Here is a 19,827-nt window from a genome sequence, read left to right on the forward strand (position 1 = left end):
GTAGAGCATCAGCCGGACACGAGACGGAAAAATAACTTTTGGGAAACCGCATGACCCGACCTTTCCTTGCCATGTGGGCCGTTCTTGCGGCTCTTGCTCTGTCGGCTTGCACCACCCCGCAGCCGACGGTGAGCCGGAACGATATTGATGCGCTGGCGCAGTCGATCCAGGCGCTTGGGCCCGATGTTAATCCGGCCGAGGCACAGCAAGCGGCCACGATTGCCTATGCCTATTCGCAGCAGCTGAAGCAGGACTGGAATGTCACCGACCCGGCGATCATCCACAATGCCAAGATCATCAACGGGTTCCGCGAAAAGGGTCTGTGCAATGACTGGGCCGAAGCCATGACCAAACGCCTGCGGCAGGAAAATTTCCGGACGCTGGATTTGCATTGGGCCACGTCGCCGCCGACCCCGCTGCGCATCATCCACCATTCGGCATCGATCAGCGCCAAGGGGGACACGATGTATGATGGCATTATCCTGGACCCCTGGCGCAACAGCGGTGCCTTGTTCTGGGCGCCGGTGCGCGAGGATACGCGATACAACTGGGCACCCCGGCTGGAAGTGCGCGAGCGGCTTCTGAACGGGTCATTGCCCTACTGACCCGGTTTCGCCGACAGGGCAGATACGCTAGAACGCTGCCATGACACGCCTGATCCTGACTCTGCCTTTGATGGCCCTGTTTCAATGCGACAGGGATGAAACCGTTGCCGCCTATGGCGCGGCAGACCGGACATGGGCGTTGCAGGAGATCGACGGACAGCCCTTTGCCGCCAGCGCCCTGCTGCGGTTCCCCGAAGAGGGCAGGATCGCCGGAAATGCCCCCTGCAACGGCTATGACGGCACGCTGAACGCGCCCTACCCGTGGTTCGAAATTCAGGACCTGAGAGCAACGCGGGCCGCCTGCGCCGGGCTTGAGGCCGAAGGGGTCTATTTCGCTGCCCTTTTGGCCATGACCCAGTCCGAAGTGTCGGGCGATGTGCTGATCCTGCGCAATGAGGACGGGCACGAGATGGTGTTTACAGCCGCCGAGTGACCTGATCCACGAACCGCGCGCGCGCCTCGGGCAAAGGGTTATGCCCCAGCGCAGGGGCGACGCGGTGGTTCAGGAAATACCCGGTTGTGCGCAAAGCTTCGGCAATCTCGGCATCCGGCGCGGTGCCTTCACCCCGCAGGCAGGGCGGCAGCGGCAACAGCTTGTCTGCCCATTCCCCCGCCCCTTTGACACTGACGGCGCGCCCGGTCTTGGGCGACACATAGATCAGCCCCTCGGTTGTGCCGGTCGCGGCGCAGGCGGTCAGATCAAGGCCAAAGCCAAGCTCGTCCAGCAACGCCAGTTCCCATCGCAGGTAGGCCAGCGGCCAGATCTCATCCTGTCCCAACAGGTCCATCAACCGCTCGGTCCGGGTATAGAGCGCCGGATGCGCCTCTCGTTCGGGCAGGCAGAAGGACAAAAGCGACACGACGGCGTTCAGCCCGGACAGGGCCAGCCGCCCGGAAAACGCCGCCGCCGCGCGCGAGCGCAGGGGTTCGACCTGAAAGGTGCCGATATGTTCCTCCAGCCGCGCGCGCCACAGCACGTCCAGCTGCGCGCCGGGTTGCAGGATCGGTGCGATCTTGCGGCTGGTCCCGCCCCGCACCACACCGGCATGACGCCCGTGGGATTCGGTAAAGACCTCGATAATCGCCGAGGTTTCGCCGTGGCGGCGAGAGGTCAGTAGGATGCCGTGATCGCGCCAGTCCAATTCGGGGTCCTGTCGGTGATTAAGTTGTGGTGTTCCCAGAAAATCGTGAAGGGTTCCGTTCTGCAATGGTTTTGCGCATCAAACGCGGAAAGATAGGTGAATCGCCTGGTCCGACGGGAGGGGGCTAGTGATCTAAGTGGGACGAAGTGCCAATTCGCTGCGGATGCGCCGAGGTCTACTATTCCCGCTTAGTCGTCCATACCGAGGGTGAAATCGCAGAATTGCGTATATTGCAGGGTCACGTTGCCGTTCGATATTTCAAGCACTCCGTATTGTGGTGCTTCTTTAGCAGGCTTGAAGCTATCCCAATCCCAAGGAGGACGCGGTGCTGGCGCTTGAAACGACAACGCACCCAATGTCGCGAAAGGGATACCACGAACTGTCCCACAGGTAGGCCTATGAACATGCCCCATGAATAAGTGCTTCACGTTTGTATGGCGGCAAACGACATTCAAAAAAGCTTCTTCGTCCTCAAGTCTGATTTCATCTTGTTTAGGCAATCCAAGCGCGAACGGCGGGTGATGCATGAAGATGTAAGCGGGGCGATCGTCATTCCTGCTCAACAGGCTATCCAACCAGCCTCGCCGCACTTCGCAAAATTGGCCTGCGTGGGAGCCAACCTTATGGGTGTCCAAGCAAACCACTGTACCGTCAGCGGTCTCTAGGGCGAATTGGATAAAATCAGGCATCGTGTCTTCGGGCAAAGGAAGATGGGATCTAAATCCACCCCTGTCATCGTTGTTTCCCATCATCGGATAGATATGCAACTTAGACTTGGCGAGGTATCCCGCCAATGCGGTATAGTCACCCTCGATATCATCCCCAACCAAATCTCCGGACAGTATCGCGAAATCAGCGTCAGCGTGATGGGTGTTTGCATGATTGATGGCAGCAGCGAGCCGCGCTCGTGGGTTTAGCCCGTCGATTGTACCTTCATTCTGGAAATGAGGATCGGACATCCAAATGATTTTGGTCATTCTAATCCCATAAACTTAGATTAAACAATTGTCGCCAGCTTCGGGTACGCTAACTGCAATAGCGAGTAGCTGCCAGTCTTGTATGGAGATTCCAGCCATTCCGCGACGACGGCAGCTTCGCGCGGAACTGGTACAGTTTGCTCTGTATGCAGCATCAGCGACTTGGCCTCAAAGCCGACATGCGTCTGGCCCGCTACTCCAGCCCCTCTTCGCCCAGCAGGTGTCGGCCTTGCCGGTCTTCGACCTCAATCACCCAGAGGTCGGGGTCAAAGCTGCGCTGGCGCTGGATGGCGTGATCCACGTCGCTCTCGGGGCCAGAGGAAAGTTCGACCCATGTGCGTTCGCCGCTCATCAGATCAAAGCTGCGTTGAAAGGCGGTGGCCTGCCCGTCGAGCGTGTTGAGCTTGACCAGAACCGCGCCCGCGGTGTCATCGCCATGGGCCACAACAAAGGCGGGGATTTCCTGAAACCGGAGCCGCGCCAGATAGGCGTGAACCCAGAAATCGGCGGTCAGGCGGGTCATGCGTTGCCGTCTTTGAAATCCAGACCCATCTCCGAATAGCGCTCGGACTCCTCAAGCCAGTTGGGCCGGACTTTCACTTGCAGGAACAGGTGGATCTTGCGGTCGAGGAACTCTTCCAGTTCCGCCCGCGCGGCCTGACTGACGGCCTTGATCGTCTCACCCTTTTTGCCCAGCACGATGCCCTTGTGACCGTCGCGCATGACATAGATGACCTGATCGATTCTGGCCGAGCCGTCCTTGCGTTCTTCCCAGTTTTCGGTCTCGACCGTCAGTTGGTAGGGCAGTTCCTGATGCAGGCGCAGGGTCAGCTTCTCGCGCGTCATTTCAGCGGCGATCATGCGCATCGGCAAATCGGCGATCTGATCTTCAGGATACAACCACGGGCCTTCGGGCAATTCGCCCGCCAGCCATTTGCGCAGGTCGTCGACGCCGTGGCCTTTCTCGGCCGAAATCATGAAGGTTTCGGCAAAGGGGTAGCGCGCGTTCAGGTCGCTGGTCAGCGCCAGCAGTTTCTCGGACGGTACCTTGTCGATCTTGTTGATGGCGAGCGCGATGGTGCGGCCCTGCCCGATCTCGGCCAGCCCTTCGAGGATGCGTTCGACCCCTTCGGTGATGCCGCGATGCGCCTCGACCATCAGCACGACGATATCGGCATCGGCGGCCCCGCCCCAGGCGGCGGCGACCATGGCACGGTCCAGACGGCGGCGCGGTTTGAACAGGCCCGGCGTGTCGACAAAGACCAGTTGCGCATCGCCTTCCATCGCAACGCCCCGGATACGGGCGCGCGTGGTCTGCACCTTATGGGTCACGATCGAGACCTTGGCCCCGACCATGCGGTTCAGGAGGGTGGATTTGCCTGCGTTGGGCTCTCCGATCAGGGCGATAAATCCGGCGCGTGTGGTCATGTGTCTGGCAATCCTGTCTGCAACTGCGCCCCCCTATAGCAGAAAGGGGCGGCGGGCCAGAGGGATTTGTCGCATTGCGGTGCTGCGTCTGCGGTGGCAGGACAGGCTCAGATGCCCAGCCAGTTCCAGCCCGGCAGCAAATCCTTTCAATGAGGTTGTCATGAAACGTCGCGAGTTTCTTCTTGGAAGCGGTGTCGCCGCTGGCGCGGTTGGGTTGGGCGGATGGTCGCTGGCAACAGGTGATGCAGCACAGGAACTGGTGCTGCAACCTGCCAGTTACCGGCTGCGCGAAGGGCTGACCACGGGGATGGTCAGCCTGTCGCCCGATGCGCCACCGCCGGTTCTGTATGGGCGGCAGGGCGAGCCTATGCGGCTGAGTGTGCGCAATACGCTGCCGGATTATACCTCGATGCACTGGCACGGGTTGCGCATCCGAAACGAGATGGACGGGGTGCCTTACCTGACCCAGATGCCCATCGGCGAGGGCGAAAGTTTCACCTATGAGTTCACGCCACCGGATGCGGGGACCTACTGGTATCACCCCCATTGCATGACGATGGAGCAGATGGCGCGCGGGCTGACCGGCGTGATGGTGATTGCCGAGCCGGAAGAGCCGGGGTTCGACAGCGAACAGGTGATCAATCTGCGGGATTTCCGTCTGGACGAGGGTGACGCGTTCTTGCCGGCCTATACGGCGCGGGGTGCGGCGCGAGCGGGCACGTTTGGCACGGTGCAGACCGCCAACTGGCAGGGCGCGGCGGTCTATGAGCACGCGGCGGGCAGTCTGGTGCGGCTGCGGGTGGTCAACACGGACACGACCCGCATCTACAAGCTGCATCCCGAGGGGGCCGAGACCCGGATCATCGCCTGGGACGGGCATCCGGTCGAGATCGACCTGCCGGTGCCAACGGCGGATGAACCGCTGTTGCTGGGCCCCGGTCAACGGGTGGATATTGCCGTCCGGATACCCGAGGGCGAAGGGCAGTCAGCGGAGCTGATGGCCAAGTTTCCCGGCCAGCCGCACCGCGCCATGGCGCGTTTGCGGGCGACTGGCACATCAGCGGCGCGTGATCTGAGAGAGCTGCGCCCGCTGCGTGCAAATCCCGTTGCGCGCCCGGATCCGAACCGGGCGGAATTGCATGAGTTCGTCTTTGGCTGGACCCCCGAAGGCGGTGCCCCAAATGACGGGTTCTGCGGCACGCTGGGGTATAGTTTCTGGTCGATCAACCGCAAACCATGGCCGGGTGATGCGGCGCAAGGCACCGGGCCGCTGGCGGTTCTGGAACAGGGCAAAAGTTATGTCCTGCGGCTGCGCAACGAGTCGCCCAACCTGCATCCGATCCACCTGCACGGGCTGGCCTTCGTGCCGCTGCGATCCAACCTGCGCACCCTGCCACCGCTGATGACCGACACGATGCTGCTGTTGAAGGATGAGGTGGCGGATATCGCACTGGTGGCGGACAACCCTGGCGACTGGGCGTTTCACTGCCATGTGATCGAACATCAGAAAACCGGGCTGACCGGGTTCATCCGGGTGGAGTGATAAATGAAAGCCGTCGGCCCGACACCGGACCGACGGATAGAACGGATCAGATCACGGGTGACGGCGCAGGATGGGGTTCAGCACGGCAACAAACACGATGCCGTACAAAACGTGGCCGATCAGCGCGACCCATGTGATCCCGACGAAGTTCAGGAACGGCGGCAGACCGGCAAAGGTCGTGACACCTCCGATTGCAAACACCCACAGACCGAATCCATAGATTGCCGAGGCTGCCAACATGTGGACCGGACCCAGTACCTTGACCCAGATTGGCTGGAAAATAAGGAACCAACCCAAAGGATAGGCAATCAGGCCGACAATGTAGAAATGCACGAAGAAGCCCAGAAAAGCGTTGCTGGGCAAACCCAGACTGGACAGCAAACTCTGCGCCAGACCTTCGGGTGACAGGTTGGCCCAGCCGATCCCCGGACTGACAACTTGCCCCCAGAAATCGAAGGCCATGGTTGCCACAAACCCGGCAATGAACAGGAAGCCGATATTGACGAGCGAGAGTTTTGCACGTTGCATTGGATTGCCTTAATACGTTGTTTCCCGAGTGCTTTGACCTGCCGCAGTCTGACGGGTGCCAAAACGACTGATACCCAGATACAGGTCGTCTGTCGTGGCTTCTATAGTCTTCAAGTTAGATTGAAGTTTGTGACAGGCCGAGCTTCAACAGGGATCAGCCGACCCGCTCCAGCAACGCCTTGGCAGCCGCTTGTTCGGCCTGGCGTTTGGAGCCCGCGGTGGCTTGTGCTTCGGTTCCGTCCTGAAGGCGGGCGGCGATGGTGAAGACGGGGGCGTGGTCGGGGCCGCTGCGTTTGACCTCGACATAGCTGGGCGGTTTCTGGCCGCGCGCCTGTGCCCATTCCTGAAGCGCGGTTTTGGCGTCGCGGGCGTCGGCCTCGACCTTGTGGATGCGGTCGCCCCAGAGGGCGAGGATGACATCGCGGGCGGCTTCGAACCCGGCGTCGCGGTAGATGGCGGCAATCACCGCCTCCATCGCGTCGCCCAGCAGCGCCTGTTTGCGGCGCCCCCCCGAGAGCATCTCGGACCGGCCCAGTTTCAGCACCGCGCCCAGATCGATCTGGCGGGCGACATCTGCACAGGCTTCTTTGCGGACCAGTGCGTTGAATCGGGGCGCAAGCTGGCCTTCGGAGGCTTTCTTGTCGGCCTCAAGCAGCGCAGTGGCCATGACAAGGCCCAGCACGCGGTCGCCCAGAAATTCAAGCCGCTGATTGTCGGGCCGGGTCGACGATGAGACCGAGCCGTGGGTCAGCGCACGCACCAGCAACTCGGGGTTGGCAAATTCATACCCCAAACGCTGCTGGAAAGCCTTTATCTCGGCTGAGAGCTTCAATTGACCGCCTTGAAGAAGCGATCCCCACGCCAGGTCCAGAAGAACAGCATGGACCGCCCGGCAGACGAGAACATGATCCGGTCGGCGCGACCGATCAGGTTTTCGTAGGGCACATAGCCAACCCCGCCAGCGGATTGCGGCAGGCGGCTGTCAGCCGAGTTGTCGCGGTTGTCGCCCAAGAAGAAATAATGGCCCTCGGGCACGGTATAGATGCCGGTATTGTCCGAGCCCTGATTGCCGATATTCAGCACGTCATAGGTGACGCCGTTGGGCAGGGTTTCGATCAGGCGCGACTTTTCACAGGCGCCGCCAACACCGACGGGGCCGTTTTCGCAGCGGGGGCGCAGGCGTTGCGGGCCCTGCGGTTCGGCGATTTCGGTGAATATGCCGTCAGGCTGTTGCGGAACCGGTGTGCCGTTGAGGATGATCTGCCCCTCGCGGACCTGAATGCGGTCGCCCGGCAGGCCGATCAGGCGCTTGATATAATCGCGCCCGCTGACCGGGTGGCGGAAGACGATGACATCGCCGCGCACGGGATCGCCGCCCCAGATGCGGCTTCCGTCGTCGCCCTGCATCCAGCCACAGAGATCTTCGGCGTCGATATTCAGGCCGACACTGGGGATGATCAGGCTGGGACATGAGGCGTAGGAATAGCCGTAGGCCATCTTGTTGACGAAGAGGAAATCGCCGATCAGCAGCGTCTGCTTCATCGAACCGGACGGAATCCAGAACGGTTGAAAGAAGAGGGTCCGGAACACGCCCGCGATCAGCAGGGCATAGACGATGGTCTTGATCGTTTCCCAGACGCCGCTTCCGGTTTTGGCTTCGTCGGCCATACTGCTCTCTCCAGTTCTCTGTGCTTGGCTTCGCTGCTACATGCGGGGGGGATGGGGTCAAGTCAAGGCTGTGTGACGTGATCTTGCAGGGGACGCGCCTCGATCACGACAAAGGCCTGTGCCCAGGGGTGGTCATCGGTCAGCGTGACGTGGATGATCGCCTCGTGCCCTGCGGGGGTCAGTTCGTTCAGGCGTTCGGCGGCCCAGCCTGTGACATGCATCACCGGCTGCCCGGTGCGCAGGTTGGTGACGGCCATGTCCTTCCACGAAATGCCCATGCGCAGGCCGGTGCCGAGCGCCTTTGAACATGCCTCTTTCGCGGCCCAGCGCTTGGCATAAGTGCCTGCGGTATCCGCGCGGCGTTCGGCCTTGCGCTGTTCGGTGTCAGTAAAGACACGGTTGCGGAACCGGTCGCCGAACCGGTCGAGCGTACCCTGAATGCGGTCGATATTTGCAAGATCTGTGCCGATGCCGAGGATCATATGGCTCTCATTTCTATGGTCGGGCCAATCAACGGCAATTGATGACCACACGCAAGCGGTTGGTTGCCGCATTCCGTGATATACTTTACCGGAATGTTCAATTTTTACGTTGGTGCGGGGGACGCAATGTCGAAAATTCCGTTCATGGCGATTGCGGTGGCTGGCATTGTCGCAAGCACCGTTTTCCCCGCTTTTGCACAGGATTGCGGAACCGAGGATACCCCCTGTCAGGTAGGAGAGTTGTCCTATCGGGTGGTTCTGCCCGAGGCCGCGCCCGAGCCGCCAGCTGTTATCTATCTGCATGGCTATGGGGCAACGGCGAATTCAGCCGTGAATCTTTCCGGCCTCGCGGCGGCCTTTACCGACCGCGGCATCGCCTTTATCGCGCCGAATGGTCAGGTCGACATTGGCAACCCCAAGGTGTTGGACTGGGGGGTGCATGATGGCTATCGCTGGCCGCGGGATGATCTGGCCGCGCTGGAGCAGATCAAGGAAGACGCCATTGCCCGTTTCGACCTGAACGCAGATCGCATCTTGCTGGCGGGGTATTCACGCGGCGGATCACTGGTTTGGGACAAGGCCTGCACGGATCATTCCTTTGCCTTTGCCTATGCCTCGGCATCAGGAGCCTTTTGGGAGCCAATGTGGCGGCGGTGCAGCGGCCCGGTTCACATGCATCATTCCCACGGATTTGCAGACCGGACCGTCCCGCTGGAGGGGCGTTTTGTGACCTTTGGGGACTATGATTTCGAACAGGGCAGCGTTTTGAAATCCATTGAAATTCTGACCAGAACCAATGGATGCGGGCAGATGGCAAACAGCGTTGCAACAGAAGGCGCATCCTGGCGAAAGAAGTGGAGCAAGTGTCAGGACGGTTCTGTCACCCTGGCGCTTGGGCCACATGGCCACGGCAGGCAGCCCGGTTGGGCCGGTGCCGTGGCGGATTGGTTTCTGGAAATCTCGAACGCGCCCTAGCGCTTCCACCGGAACTTGCCGAGATCTATTTGCGTGCGTTTGCCAGGTCTGTACCGATACCGAGGATCAGTTGTGTCAGCTTCTTTCACCGCCAAAAAGCGTTCGTTTTGCCTGTATCGATTGCGATAGCACGGCTCGGCATATGCCTATAGAAACCGCTGCCCAAAACAGCAGAGCACTGTTTCTAAAAGCGAAAGCCGAAAAATCAAATTGGTGCCAATACCTGAAGTGGTAAAACAATGCTGCGAGTTGCATAGCCCACAACACCGCCACTGAAAGACCAACCATGTAGGCTGCGTTGTACCACAATGTGGCGTTTGCGGTTGTTTCAGAAAACCTCTTTGACCATGGATGTGTGAGAACCACTGCTGCCATAATGCTGGGGGTCACAAAGAAATCGACCGGAAAGAAAAACACACCTTCGAGGCCCAGTTTTTCCCGGGCAAAGCCCGACGAAACCGACAGCATCATACTAACAACGAAACAAACCACGTACCAAACCCGGTTAAACAACAAGGTTTTTTGCTCGGATGTCCAAAGGTTGATCACGACAACCGCACCGTCAGGATCTTGTAACTCGCCACGCCAAAGAACCCGGCGAAGGCGAAATCGAACCAGCAGCGGGCGCGGCGGTAGGTGCGGACCATGCGGGCGGATGAGAACAAAAACGCATAGCCGATGAAGATCATCAGTGATCCCGCGTACAGCATGGCGAAATAGCCCAGCAGCATCGGCAGGCTGGCATCGCTTGGCGCGACGATGGCATAGATCGACCCCCAGCTGAGGATTGCTTTAGGGTTGGTCAGGTGGATGGCGGCACCTTTGGCAAAGATCGTGGGCAGCGTGCCGGTGACCGGTTTACCCAGGGCGACCTCATCATCCGAGGTCATCGCGCGTTTCAGGGCCTTCAGCGCCAGCCAGCCCAGATAGGCCACGCCGACATAGCGGATCACCTCGAACAGCCAGACATTGGCCAGCATGACCGCCGACAAGCCCAGCGCCGCGGCAATGCCCCAGGCGGCCGATCCGGCGCAGATGCCAAGGGCAAAGGCCAGCCCGGCGGTGCGGCCTTCGTTCATGGCGGTTCCGGCAATGCCCATCGTGGCCGGGCCCGGAGATCCCCCGGCCATGAGCCAGGCGAACCAGATGGCGATAAAGCCGGAGGTGATCACGCGCGCGCCTCGTCCATCAGGCGGCGCATCTCCCGAATGGCGGGGGTGAGACCCAGGAAGATCGCCTCACCAATCAGGAAATGCCCGATGTTCAATTCCATGACCTCGGGGAAAGCGGCAACCGGCTTTACGGAGTCATAGGTCAGGCCATGGCCTGCATGGACCTCGAGCCCCAGCGAATGGGCAAAAGTGGACATCTGGCGCAGCGATTCAAGCTCGCGCGCGGCGGCGTCCATGCGGCCTTCGGCATGGGCGTCGCAATAGGCACCGGTGTGCAGTTCGATCACCTCGGCACCGATGCGGTGTGCGGCCTCGATCTGACGCTGATCCGCGGCGATGAAGATCGACACGCGGCACCCGGCCTCGCGCAGGGGGGCGATGAAATGGGCCAACTTGTTTTCCTCGCGCGCGACTTCGAGCCCGCCTTCGGTGGTGCGTTCCTCGCGCTTTTCGGGAACGATACAGACGGCGTGCGGTTTGTGGCGCAGGGCGATTTTCTGCATCTCTTCGGTGGCGGCCATTTCAAAGTTCAGAGGCACCGACAGAACCTCCATCAGCCCGTCAATATCGGCGTCCGAGATGTGGCGGCGGTCTTCGCGCAGATGCGCGGTGATGCCGTCGGCGCCGGCCTCCTCTGCCAGCTTGGCGGCGCGCAGCGGGTCAGGATAGGCCCCGCCGCGCGCGTTGCGCACGGTGGCGACATGATCGATATTCACACCCAGACGCAGACGGCTTTCGGACATCATTTGGTTCCTTTTGCAGATTTTCGCCCCGACCTTAGCGATCTTGGCGCGGGACCGGCAGATGTTTCTCCGGCCAGACGTTTGATTTCTTCAAACTTTGCCTTGATCTTGGCGCGGCGGCGCTGCTGGTAGGTCAGGATCAGTGGCAGGCTGAGGTAGTAGCAGATGATGCCCGCCACGATACCGGGGATGATGCCGCCAATCATGTAGGGATAGAAAACGTCGTGATAGAACTGCCCCAGCCCGTGCCAGTCGGCCACGCGATCGGTGAAGAGCGCAAGAAGGTTGTCCTTGAGGTCACCGATGGCGTCGGCAAATTTGCCCATCAGCCCCTGCGTGTCGCCTTCTTCATATTCGGTGCCCAGCAGGAAATGCCCGGTTTGCAGGCAGATCACCCCAATCGGGACATAGGTCAGGGGGTTGCCGAAGAACGTACCGCTGAGCGCGGCCAGAATATTTCCCTTGATCAGCCGCGCACCAATTGCAGCGACCAGAAAGTGCAGCCCATAAAACGGCGTGAAGGATGCGAAAACGCCCGCCCCGATGCCGCGGGCGATCCGGTCAGGGGAATCCGGCAGGCGGCGGACACGGTGTTTGACATAGTGGAAGGCGCGGGTCCATCCGCCACGCGGATAGACGAGTTCCGATGCGACCTGAACAGGAGAGCGTCGGTCTCGGCGCTTGAATACCACCCGTGATCACCCCTTCTCAGCCAGCCGCAGTCGCGGTTTTGGTCCGGTCCCGATAACGCTCGACCGCTGCAACGTCGCTTTCAGCCTCAAGCATCAGCATCAGCGAATGCAACTGTTCAAGGTCGCGCAGTTCGACATTGATCAGCAGGCGGTAAAAATCCGGTTTGCGGTCCACAAATTCCAGGTTCGAGATATTGGCCTTTTTCTCGCCGATCAATGTGCAAATGCGCCCCAGAACCCCGGCATCATTGCCGATGGTCAGATCCAGTGTCGCCCCATAGACGGCCGGGTGCGTACCCGAATGCCAGTGCAGATCGACCCAGCGCTCCGGTTCGCTTTCATATTGGCTGAGCTTGTCGCAGTCGATGGCATGCACCACAACACCCTTGCCCCGGTAGGTGATGCCGACGATCCGTTCGCCCGGCAGCGGCTGGCAGCAGGGCGCGCGGTCGAATTTCTGGCCGGGTTCAAGACCGATCACGGCGCGCCGCAGCGGGATGGCGTCGCCGTCATCCTGAGCCAGTTCGGGATAGACGGCCTGAACCACCTCATGAGCGGTCAGTTCGGCGCTGCCCAGACGGGCCAGCAATTCATGCCGGTCTTTCAGGCGCAGGTGCTTGGCGGCAGTATCAAGCGCCTTGTCGGTGGCCTTGCGCCCCACATGGTCAAAACCCGAGCGCGCCAGTTCCTTGCCCAGCTTGATGAACCGTTCGCGATCCACCTCGCGCAGGGCGCGGCGGATGGCGGTGCGAGCCTTGCCGGTGACGGCGATCTCAAGCCATGTGACCTGCGGTGTCTGCCCGTCAGCGGTGATGATATCCACCGACTGGCCGTTCTTCATCCGCGTCCAGAGCGGCACGCGAATGCCATCGACCTTGGCCCCCACGCAGGCATGGCCGATCCGGGTGTGGATGGCATAGGCGAAATCGATCGGGGTCGCGCCCCGCGGCAGTTTCACCACGTCGCCCTTGGGGGTGAAGCAGAAGACCTGGTCCGAATACATCTCGAGCTTGACGGCTTCGAGGAAATCTTCGTGATCATCCTCGTTGTCGAATTGCTCGGTCAGGTTGGATATCCATTTCGCCGGATCGACGGCAAAGGGGTTTTCCGTGCGCACCCCGTCCCGGTAGGACCAGTGCGCCGCAACGCCGGTTTCGGCCACGTCGTGCATCTGGCGGGTACGGATCTGAACCTCGACCCGTTTGCCATCGCGGCCCGAAACGGTGGTGTGAATCGAGCGGTAGCCATTCGATTTCGGCTGGCTGATATAGTCCTTGAACCGACCCGGCACCGCGCGCCAGCGCTGATGGATGGCCCCAAGCGTGCGATAGCAGTCTTCTTCCGTCTGGGTGATGATGCGGAACCCGTAGATATCCGAGAGGCGCGAGAAGCCCTGATCCTTTTCCTGCATCTTGCGCCAGATCGAATAGGGTTTCTTGGCGCGGCCAAAGACTTCGGCCTCGATGCCTGCCTTTTCCAGCTCGTGGCGCATGTCGCCGGTGATGCGGTGGATCACATCGCCGGTTTCACGTTGCAGCGTGATAAAGCGACGGATGATCGACTGGCGGCCTTCGGGGTTCAGGACGCGGAACGCGAGGTCTTCGAGCTCCTCGCGCATCCATTGCATCCCCATGCGGCCCGCAAGCGGCGCGTAGATATCCATCGTCTCGCGCGCTTTCTGAACTTGCTTTTCGGGCCGCATCGCCTTGATGGTGCGCATGTTGTGCAGACGGTCGGCCAGCTTGACCAGAATGACCCGCAGGTCCTTGGACATGGCCATGAACAGCTTGCGGAAATTCTCGGCCTGTTTGGTTTCGCGGCTGGACAGTTGCAGGTTGGTCAGCTTGGTGACGCCATCGACCAGTTTGGCGACCTCATCCCCGAACAGATCGGACACCTTGCCGTAATTGGCCTTGGTGTCTTCGATCGTGTCGTGCAGCAAAGCCGTAATGATCGTCGCATCATCCAGACGCTGTTCGGTCAGGATGGCGGCAACGGCAACGGGGTGGGTAAAATAGGGCTCGCCAGAGTGGCGGAATTGCCCTTCGTGCATCTTCTGGCCAAACTCATAGGCCAGCGCGATACGTTCAGCATTTGTCTTGGGATTGTAGTTGCGGACCAGCGCAATCAGATCGTTAGCAGAAATCATCCGGCCCGCACCTTCGTCTTTGGAGCTTACCCCTGCCCTTGAGCCTCCATCAGAGCGCGCAGGAGCTTTTCTTCGGACATGTCGTCCATCGCAGGCTTGTCCGACTCGGCACCCATCAGCAGCGCCATCTGATCTTCTTCCGGCTCATCAACCTCGATCTGGGTCTGGTTGGCCTCGATCAGGCGTTCGCGCAGGGCGTCCGCACCTTGGGTCTCGTCGGCGATTTCGCGCAAGGACACGACAGGGTTCTTGTCGTTGTCGCGGTCAACGGTAATCGCGGCACCGGCAGAAATCTCGCGCGCCCGATGGGCGGCCAGCATCACCAGTTCGAACCGGTTTGGAACCTTGTCTACGCAATCTTCAACCGTCACGCGGGCCATTGGGCGCTCTCCGTTTCTGAGTCCATGTCAGGAAGGGGTTTATCTAAGCGCGATTCCGCGCCTTGACAAGCAGGAAATGCTGCATTTGCAGGGATCACAGCGGCGTAACCGCTGCAACCTCGGGCGGGGGCAGGTCGGCAACCATCTGGGAAACCGTGCGATCAAGCACGGGGTGACGCCAGTCGGGCACAATATCCGCCATCGGAACAAGCACAAATGCCCGATCCTGAAGGCGCGGATGCGGCAGGATCAGCTGATCCGGTGCCTCTTGCCGCTGCGCCTCGGGCGGCAGGGTCAGCCAGCGGTCGAACAGGGCGCGGTCGGGCAGAATCTGATCGCCATAGCACACAAGATCCAGATCCAGCGTCCGCATCCCCCAGCGCTGCACCCGTTCACGACCGAACTGGTGTTCAACCTCGTGCAGCAGGCGCAAAAGCTGGGCCGGGGATTTGTCGGTTTCGATCAGCACAGCCGCATTCACGTAATCCGGACCAGCGCCAGCGGGGAAGCAGGGTGTCGCAAAAAACCGGCTGACAGAGCGAATCACTACGCCCTGCTGCGAAAGTGCGTCAATTGCGCGCTGTAGCGTTACAGCGGGCCCATTTCCTCTCAGATCGAGATTTGCGCCCAATGCCACAACCGCATTTGGCAAAGAATTGTACATATGCTACCCTATATTCGACACAATGCATACTTGCGATAACGGCCAAAAGTTCTAACTATAAGCCCACCAGATTGCGTCAATTTATAAAACACCCACTCACTCACGTAACGCGGCGCAGTCTGGATTATACCGGAAGGACCTATTTATGTTTTATAAGGACGAACGGCTAGCGCTGTTCATCGACGGCTCGAACCTTTATGCCGCGGCAAAAGCACTCGGTTTCGACATAGACTACAAACTTCTGCGGCAGGAATTCATGCGCCGTGGCAAGTTGCTTCGGGCTTTCTACTATACAGCGCTGCTTGAAAACGACGAGTATTCACCGATCCGCCCATTGGTTGACTGGCTTCATTACAACGGCTTCACCATGGTCACAAAACCGGCCAAGGAATACACCGACAGCATGGGGCGTCGGAAAGTCAAAGGAAACATGGATATCGAACTGACTGTCGATGCCATGGAACTGGCACCGCGTGTGGATCATATCGTGCTGTTCTCGGGTGACGGGGATTTCCGCCCGCTGATCGCCAGCCTGCAACGTCAGGGCGTTCGCGTGTCGGTCGTGTCAACGATCCGCAGCCAGCCGCCAATGATTTCGGACGAGCTGCGCCGTCAGGCCGACAACTTCATCGAGTTGGAAGACCTGCGCGACGTGATCGGTCGCCCGCCGCGTGAAATGCCGGCAGAGCATCGCAGCGTCGCGGTTGCAGGCGGCAGCTGATCCGGCACCACTGCCTGTTGATGGGAAAAATTCGCGCGGTCAGGACCGGAGTCCTGGCCGCGCTTCTTTAACTAAGGATTGGTGCTGAAACATCCTCTGACTAACAACGATTCGTGTCAGATGAATGACAATGTCCTGTCTGGACCAAGGCCGGGAAAAGACTTACCTGTGCCCTAAGGAGACAGCCGAATGACCAAGCCGCCACTGACACTTTATCTGGCCGCCCCCCGCGGGTTCTGCGCCGGTGTGGACCGCGCCATCAAGATCGTTGAAATGGCCCTGCAGAAATGGGGGGCACCGGTTTATGTGCGCCACGAGATCGTGCATAACAAATTCGTGGTCGACGGGTTGCGGGCCCAAGGGGCTGTGTTTGTCGAAGAACTGCATGAATGCCCCGATGACCGCCCGGTGATCTTTTCCGCCCATGGTGTTCCTAAATCGGTACCAGCCGAAGCCGCGCAGCGTGAGATGATCTATGTGGATGCCACCTGTCCGCTTGTGTCGAAGGTTCATGTCGAGGCACAGCGCCATGCGGATGCGGGATTGCAGATGATCATGATCGGCCACAAGGGCCATCCCGAAACCGTTGGCACGATGGGACAGTTGCCAAAGGGTGATGTGCTGCTGGTCGAAACGGTCGAGGATGTGGCCACCGTGCAGGTGCGCGACCCCGACAAGCTGGCCTTTGTCACCCAGACCACCCTGTCAGTGGATGATACCAAGGACATCATCGCAGCCCTTCAGGACCGGTTCCCGGCCATTGTCGGGCCGCATAAGGAAGACATTTGCTATGCCACGACCAACCGGCAGGAGGCCGTGAAGGCCGTGGCCCCCAAGGCCGATGCGCTGCTGGTTGTGGGGGCTCCGAACTCGTCCAATTCCCGCCGTCTGGTCGAGGTTGCATCGCGCGAGGGGTGCAAATACGCGCAGCTGGTCCAGCGTGCGACCGAGATCGACTGGCGCGCTTTGCAGGGCATCAAAAGCGTTGCGGTGACCGCTGGCGCATCGGCCCCGGAATTGCTGGTGAACGAGGTGATCGACGCCTTCCGCGATCACTATGATGTCACTGTCGAGCCGGTCGAGACCGCAACCGAAAACGTCGAGTTCAAAGTACCGCGCGTGTTGAGGCAACCGGCGTGATCGGCGTGCCGAAGGCGCCGCTCTATCTGGGGCTGGCGGGACTGGTCCCGTTTGTCTGGGGCGCGCTGACCTATCTGAACGGTGATCTGAACGCCTGGGGCGCGCGCAGCTTTGGCCCACGCTTTGTTGGCCCTTATGTGCAGCTGTTCTATGGCTCGGTCATCCTGAGCTTTATGTCAGGTGTGCTGTGGGGCTTTGCCACCAAGACCTCGGGCAGCAAGGCGGCGCTGTGTTATGGGCTGTCGGTCCTGCCTGCGCTGTGGGCCTTTGCCATGACAGGCGGCGGGCCGGTCACTGCAGGCACCAATCTGATCTACGGGTTCACCGGCTTGCTGCTGCTGGACGCCCTGTTTTCATACTGGCGGCTGACGCCGGTCTGGTGGATGCAGCTGCGTATCCTGCTGACCGCAATCGTTCTGGCCAGCCTAGCCGTAGGAGTGTACCTGTGAGCGACAAACGCACGATTGATGCCTATACGAACAGAGTAAACGAATATCTGGCCATTCCTCTGCCAGCCGAACAGCTCAAGACCCGTCAGGATTTTGCCGATGCGGTCGGTGCGGGCGGCTATGTGCTGGATCTGGGGTCAGGCCCCGGATCGGACAGCGGTTTCCTGATGCGTCAGGGGCTGAAGGTGCGGGCGCTGGATGCCACCCCCGCCTTTGTCGAACATGCCCGCCAGAACGGGGTGGACGCGCATCTGGGTACGTTCGACGATGTTACCGAAACCGCCGAATATGATGGAGTTTACGCCAGTTTTTCCCTGCTGCACGCGCCGCGTGCGGATTTTCCGCGTCACCTGAAAGCGATCCACACGGCCCTGAAGCCCGGCGGCCAGCTGTTTCTGGGCATGAAGCTGGGCACGGGCGAGCATCGTGACGATCTGGACCGCTATTACACCTATTACTCGGAAGCCGAGATCCGAGAGGCGCTGACCCAGGCCGGGTTCACGGTTGACCGCACGGTCGAAGGGATGGGCAAGGGTCTGGCCGGGTCGTACGACGGGTTTATTCTGGTGTTCGCCCATGCCTGAGTTGTTTGCCTATACAGATGGCGCCTGTTCCGGCAATCCCGGCCCCGGAGGCTGGGGCGTGCTGCTGCGCGCGATGGACGGGGACAGCGTTCTGAAAGAGCGGGAACTGAACGGCGGCGAGGCCGAGACCACCAACAACCGGATGGAGTTGCTGGCTGCCATCAGCGCGCTGGAGACGCTGGAGCGCCCGTCAAAGATCACCATTGTCACCGACAGCGCCTATGTGAAGAACGGCGTCACCGGCTGGATATTCGGCTGGAAGCGGAATGGCTGGAAAACCTCGAACAAGAAGCCGGTCAAGAATGTCGATCTGTGGCAGCGACTGGACGAGGCGCAGGATCGCCACGACGTGACATGGGAATGGGTCAAGGGCCATGCGGGCCATCCAGAAAACGAAAAGGCCGATGAACTGGCCCGCGCAGGCATGGCGCCCTTCAAGCCGAAAAAGGCACAGGCGTGAGCGCGCTGACGCTGCTGGATTATGCCTCGGTTCTGATCTTTGCACTGACCGGGGCGCTGGTGGCCAGCCGGGCGCAGCTGGATCTGGTGGGCTTTGCCTTCATGGCCTGCCTGACCGCAGTTGGCGGCGGCACGGTACGCGACCTGCTGCTGGACCGTCACCCGATCTTCTGGGTCGGCCAGCCGGATTACATCCTGATCGCCGTCGCGGCGGCGGTGTTTGTGTTCTTTACCGCGCATCTGGTGGAAAGCCGCTATAACTGGCTGGTCTGGCTGGACAGTTTCGCGCTGTCGGTCGCCGTTGCGGCCGGAACCGGTGCCGCGCTGTCACTGGATCAGCCCGGTATCATCGTCGTGCTGATGGGAGTGACGACCGGGTGTCTGGGCGGGCTGATGCGCGACGTGGTCTGCAACGAGGTGCCGCTGGTGCTAAAACAGGGCGAACTTTACGTCTCGTGCGCATTTGTGGGGGCGTTGACGGCGGTACTTGCGGTCAGGCTGGGGCTGGAGCCTGCCTTTGTGCTGGGCCTGTGCGCCCTTGTGTGCTGGGCCTTGCGGGCCGGGTCGCTGGTGTTTGGCTGGCAGTTGCCCGTCTACAAAAGCCGCCCGCCCCGCAACTGAACCTGTCGGTGGACGCGACCGGGGCGGGCTGATAGCTGTTTGGAACGCGCAGCCCGGAGGCCAAATGCCGTTCAGACTTACATCGATTGCGGTCTCACTGGCTTTGCTGGCCTCCTGCGGCGCATATTATGCGCCTGTCCACTTTGTTGCCGAGGGTGACCGGATCATCGCCTCGGGCACGATTGACGAAACGACGCTGTCCGCTTTTGAAGACGTCATCGCCGAAAATCCCGAAGCGCGCACGCTGGTGCTGCAATATATCGAGGGATCGGTGGATGACGACGCCAATGTCATCTTCAGCCGCGAGGTGCGCAAGGCCGGGTTCGATACCATCGTGCCCTCGGACGGTCTGGTTGCCAGCGGCGGCACCGATCTGTTTCTGGCCGGACATCGCCGTGTTTTGCAGCCGGGGGCCTGTGTCGGTGTTCACAGCTGGGCCGGGTCGGGGCTGGTGGCAACGGAGCTGCCCGAGGATGACCCGGAACATGACCGCTATCTGGATTATTTCAGGGACATTGGCGTCGATGAGTCGTTTTACTGGTACACGCTGTATGCGGCCCCGGCCGACAGCATCCACTGGATGACTGCCGCCGAGGCGAACCGGTTCGATATGACGACGAAAGCCGCCCCGGCGCTTGGTTCAGCGCTGGAGTGCGACGAGCGCTGATCTGCTGCGCTATCTGTCGAGTGAAGGTTTGCGGGACG

The 19,827-nt window shown here is 60.6% G+C and carries 27 protein-coding genes; 11 read left to right on the forward strand and 16 right to left on the reverse strand.

Going from position 1 to position 19,827, the window contains the following annotated elements; translation table 11 throughout:
- Positions 1-50: 50 nt before the first annotated feature.
- The gene (locus ACR0D9_RS10305; protein ID WP_480538680.1) at positions 51-605 is read left to right on the forward strand and encodes a hypothetical protein; all 555 of its coding nucleotides are present in this window, start codon (positions 51-53) and stop codon (positions 603-605) included.
- 40 nt (positions 606-645) lie between these two features.
- Positions 646-1,038, forward strand: coding sequence for an META domain-containing protein (locus ACR0D9_RS10310; protein WP_480538682.1), 393 nt, complete (start codon positions 646-648; stop codon positions 1,036-1,038).
- Here the strand turns inward: ACR0D9_RS10310 and recO are convergent.
- From recO to ACR0D9_RS10335, 5 genes are all read right to left on the reverse strand, one after another.
- On the reverse strand, positions 1,022-1,747 hold the full coding sequence (recO, locus tag ACR0D9_RS10315) for a DNA repair protein RecO (protein WP_480538684.1): 726 nt from the start codon (positions 1,745-1,747) through the stop codon (positions 1,022-1,024). The two genes, ACR0D9_RS10310 and recO, sit on opposite strands and share 17 nt — an antisense overlap.
- A 188-nt stretch (positions 1,748-1,935) precedes the next feature.
- The gene (locus ACR0D9_RS10320) at positions 1,936-2,724 is read right to left on the reverse strand and encodes a metallophosphoesterase (RefSeq protein ID WP_480487131.1); all 789 of its coding nucleotides are present in this window, start codon (positions 2,722-2,724) and stop codon (positions 1,936-1,938) included.
- A 193-nt stretch (positions 2,725-2,917) separates the two neighbouring features.
- Positions 2,918-3,247: a DUF1491 family protein gene (locus ACR0D9_RS10325; protein ID WP_480487133.1), complete on the reverse strand. Its 330-nt coding sequence runs from the start codon at positions 3,245-3,247 to the stop codon at positions 2,918-2,920.
- The gene (gene era, locus ACR0D9_RS10330; protein WP_209598773.1) at positions 3,244-4,152 is read right to left on the reverse strand and encodes a GTPase Era; all 909 of its coding nucleotides are present in this window, start codon (positions 4,150-4,152) and stop codon (positions 3,244-3,246) included. The genes ACR0D9_RS10325 and era overlap by 4 nt, the downstream gene beginning before the upstream one ends.
- A 33-nt stretch (positions 4,153-4,185) precedes the next feature.
- Positions 4,186-4,314, reverse strand: a complete 129-nt coding sequence (locus tag ACR0D9_RS10335; protein ID WP_480473867.1) for a hypothetical protein — start codon at positions 4,312-4,314, stop codon at positions 4,186-4,188.
- On the opposite strand from ACR0D9_RS10335, the gene ACR0D9_RS10340 reads away from it, so the two are divergent.
- Complete coding sequence (locus ACR0D9_RS10340) at positions 4,313-5,695, forward strand: multicopper oxidase family protein (protein ID WP_480538686.1); 1,383 nt, start codon at positions 4,313-4,315, stop codon at positions 5,693-5,695. The genes ACR0D9_RS10335 and ACR0D9_RS10340 overlap by 2 nt on opposite strands.
- A gap of 51 nt (positions 5,696-5,746) precedes the next feature.
- On the opposite strand, the gene ACR0D9_RS10345 is transcribed toward ACR0D9_RS10340, so the two are convergent.
- The 4 genes from ACR0D9_RS10345 to acpS all read right to left on the reverse strand — a co-directional run bounded on the left by ACR0D9_RS10345 (position 5,747) and on the right by acpS (position 8,373).
- The gene (locus tag ACR0D9_RS10345; RefSeq protein WP_480483757.1) at positions 5,747-6,223 is read right to left on the reverse strand and encodes a hypothetical protein; all 477 of its coding nucleotides are present in this window, start codon (positions 6,221-6,223) and stop codon (positions 5,747-5,749) included.
- A gap of 154 nt (positions 6,224-6,377) precedes the next feature.
- Positions 6,378-7,055 carry a ribonuclease III gene (gene rnc, locus ACR0D9_RS10350; RefSeq protein ID WP_480483758.1) on the reverse strand — a complete coding sequence of 226 codons (678 nt, stop codon included), beginning with the start codon at positions 7,053-7,055 and terminating at the stop codon, positions 6,378-6,380.
- Positions 7,052-7,891 carry a signal peptidase I gene (gene lepB, locus ACR0D9_RS10355; protein WP_480538688.1) on the reverse strand — a complete coding sequence of 280 codons (840 nt, stop codon included), beginning with the start codon at positions 7,889-7,891 and terminating at the stop codon, positions 7,052-7,054. The genes rnc and lepB overlap by 4 nt, the downstream gene beginning before the upstream one ends.
- 62 nt (positions 7,892-7,953) lie before the next feature.
- Complete coding sequence (gene acpS, locus ACR0D9_RS10360) at positions 7,954-8,373, reverse strand: holo-ACP synthase (protein ID WP_209506227.1); 420 nt, start codon at positions 8,371-8,373, stop codon at positions 7,954-7,956.
- A 126-nt stretch (positions 8,374-8,499) separates the two neighbouring features.
- Here acpS and ACR0D9_RS10365 point away from each other — a divergent pair, with 126 nt between their 5' ends.
- Positions 8,500-9,348, forward strand: coding sequence for a CE1 family esterase (locus ACR0D9_RS10365; protein ID WP_480483759.1), 849 nt, complete (start codon positions 8,500-8,502; stop codon positions 9,346-9,348).
- Between the two features lie 75 nt (positions 9,349-9,423).
- Here the strand turns inward: ACR0D9_RS10365 and ACR0D9_RS10370 are convergent, their stop codons facing one another.
- The 7 genes from ACR0D9_RS10370 to folK all read right to left on the reverse strand — a co-directional run bounded on the left by ACR0D9_RS10370 (position 9,424) and on the right by folK (position 15,148).
- Entirely contained in the window at positions 9,424-9,897 is a 474-nt protein-coding gene (locus ACR0D9_RS10370) for a hypothetical protein (RefSeq protein WP_480538690.1), read from the reverse strand.
- Complete coding sequence (locus ACR0D9_RS10375; protein ID WP_480538692.1) at positions 9,894-10,520, reverse strand: LysE family translocator; 627 nt, start codon at positions 10,518-10,520, stop codon at positions 9,894-9,896. Before ACR0D9_RS10375 ends, ACR0D9_RS10370 begins: the two co-directional genes overlap by 4 nt.
- Complete coding sequence (locus ACR0D9_RS10380; RefSeq protein WP_480483761.1) at positions 10,517-11,263, reverse strand: pyridoxine 5'-phosphate synthase; 747 nt, start codon at positions 11,261-11,263, stop codon at positions 10,517-10,519. Before ACR0D9_RS10380 ends, ACR0D9_RS10375 begins: the two co-directional genes overlap by 4 nt.
- Positions 11,263-11,955 carry a DUF2062 domain-containing protein gene (locus ACR0D9_RS10385; RefSeq protein ID WP_480538694.1) on the reverse strand — a complete coding sequence of 231 codons (693 nt, stop codon included), beginning with the start codon at positions 11,953-11,955 and terminating at the stop codon, positions 11,263-11,265. Before ACR0D9_RS10385 ends, ACR0D9_RS10380 begins: the two co-directional genes overlap by 1 nt.
- Before the next feature lie 16 nt (positions 11,956-11,971).
- Positions 11,972-14,104 (reverse strand): RelA/SpoT family protein, encoded by a 2,133-nt coding sequence (locus tag ACR0D9_RS10390; RefSeq protein WP_480538695.1) that lies wholly within the window; start codon positions 14,102-14,104, stop codon positions 11,972-11,974.
- A gap of 26 nt (positions 14,105-14,130) precedes the next feature.
- Entirely contained in the window at positions 14,131-14,484 is a 354-nt protein-coding gene (gene rpoZ / locus ACR0D9_RS10395) for a DNA-directed RNA polymerase subunit omega (RefSeq protein WP_209506215.1), read from the reverse strand.
- Between the two features lie 94 nt (positions 14,485-14,578).
- The gene (gene folK, locus ACR0D9_RS10400) at positions 14,579-15,148 is read right to left on the reverse strand and encodes a 2-amino-4-hydroxy-6-hydroxymethyldihydropteridine diphosphokinase (RefSeq protein ID WP_480538697.1); all 570 of its coding nucleotides are present in this window, start codon (positions 15,146-15,148) and stop codon (positions 14,579-14,581) included.
- Between the two features lie 145 nt (positions 15,149-15,293).
- Here folK and ACR0D9_RS10405 point away from each other — a divergent pair, with 145 nt between their 5' ends.
- From ACR0D9_RS10405 to ACR0D9_RS10435, 7 genes are all read left to right on the forward strand, one after another.
- The gene (locus ACR0D9_RS10405) at positions 15,294-15,869 is read left to right on the forward strand and encodes a LabA-like NYN domain-containing protein (RefSeq protein ID WP_209506211.1); all 576 of its coding nucleotides are present in this window, start codon (positions 15,294-15,296) and stop codon (positions 15,867-15,869) included.
- A 189-nt stretch (positions 15,870-16,058) separates the two neighbouring features.
- Positions 16,059-17,009, forward strand: coding sequence for a 4-hydroxy-3-methylbut-2-enyl diphosphate reductase (gene ispH / locus ACR0D9_RS10410; RefSeq protein ID WP_480538699.1), 951 nt, complete (start codon positions 16,059-16,061; stop codon positions 17,007-17,009).
- Positions 17,006-17,458, forward strand: coding sequence for a DUF3429 domain-containing protein (locus tag ACR0D9_RS10415; RefSeq protein ID WP_480538700.1), 453 nt, complete (start codon positions 17,006-17,008; stop codon positions 17,456-17,458). The genes ispH and ACR0D9_RS10415 overlap by 4 nt, the downstream gene beginning before the upstream one ends.
- Positions 17,455-18,042: a class I SAM-dependent methyltransferase gene (locus ACR0D9_RS10420; RefSeq protein ID WP_480487147.1), complete on the forward strand. Its 588-nt coding sequence runs from the start codon at positions 17,455-17,457 to the stop codon at positions 18,040-18,042. Before ACR0D9_RS10415 ends, ACR0D9_RS10420 begins: the two co-directional genes overlap by 4 nt.
- The gene (gene rnhA / locus ACR0D9_RS10425; protein WP_480538702.1) at positions 18,035-18,502 is read left to right on the forward strand and encodes a ribonuclease HI; all 468 of its coding nucleotides are present in this window, start codon (positions 18,035-18,037) and stop codon (positions 18,500-18,502) included. Before ACR0D9_RS10420 ends, rnhA begins: the two co-directional genes overlap by 8 nt.
- Complete coding sequence (locus ACR0D9_RS10430) at positions 18,499-19,122, forward strand: trimeric intracellular cation channel family protein (protein ID WP_267364069.1); 624 nt, start codon at positions 18,499-18,501, stop codon at positions 19,120-19,122. The genes rnhA and ACR0D9_RS10430 overlap by 4 nt, the downstream gene beginning before the upstream one ends.
- Positions 19,123-19,186: 64 nt before the next feature.
- On the forward strand, positions 19,187-19,789 hold the full coding sequence (locus ACR0D9_RS10435) for a COG3904 family protein (RefSeq protein ID WP_480538704.1): 603 nt from the start codon (positions 19,187-19,189) through the stop codon (positions 19,787-19,789).
- Positions 19,790-19,827 lie beyond the last annotated feature (38 nt).

It is taken from the genome of Ruegeria sp. AK11 (assembly GCF_056541095.1).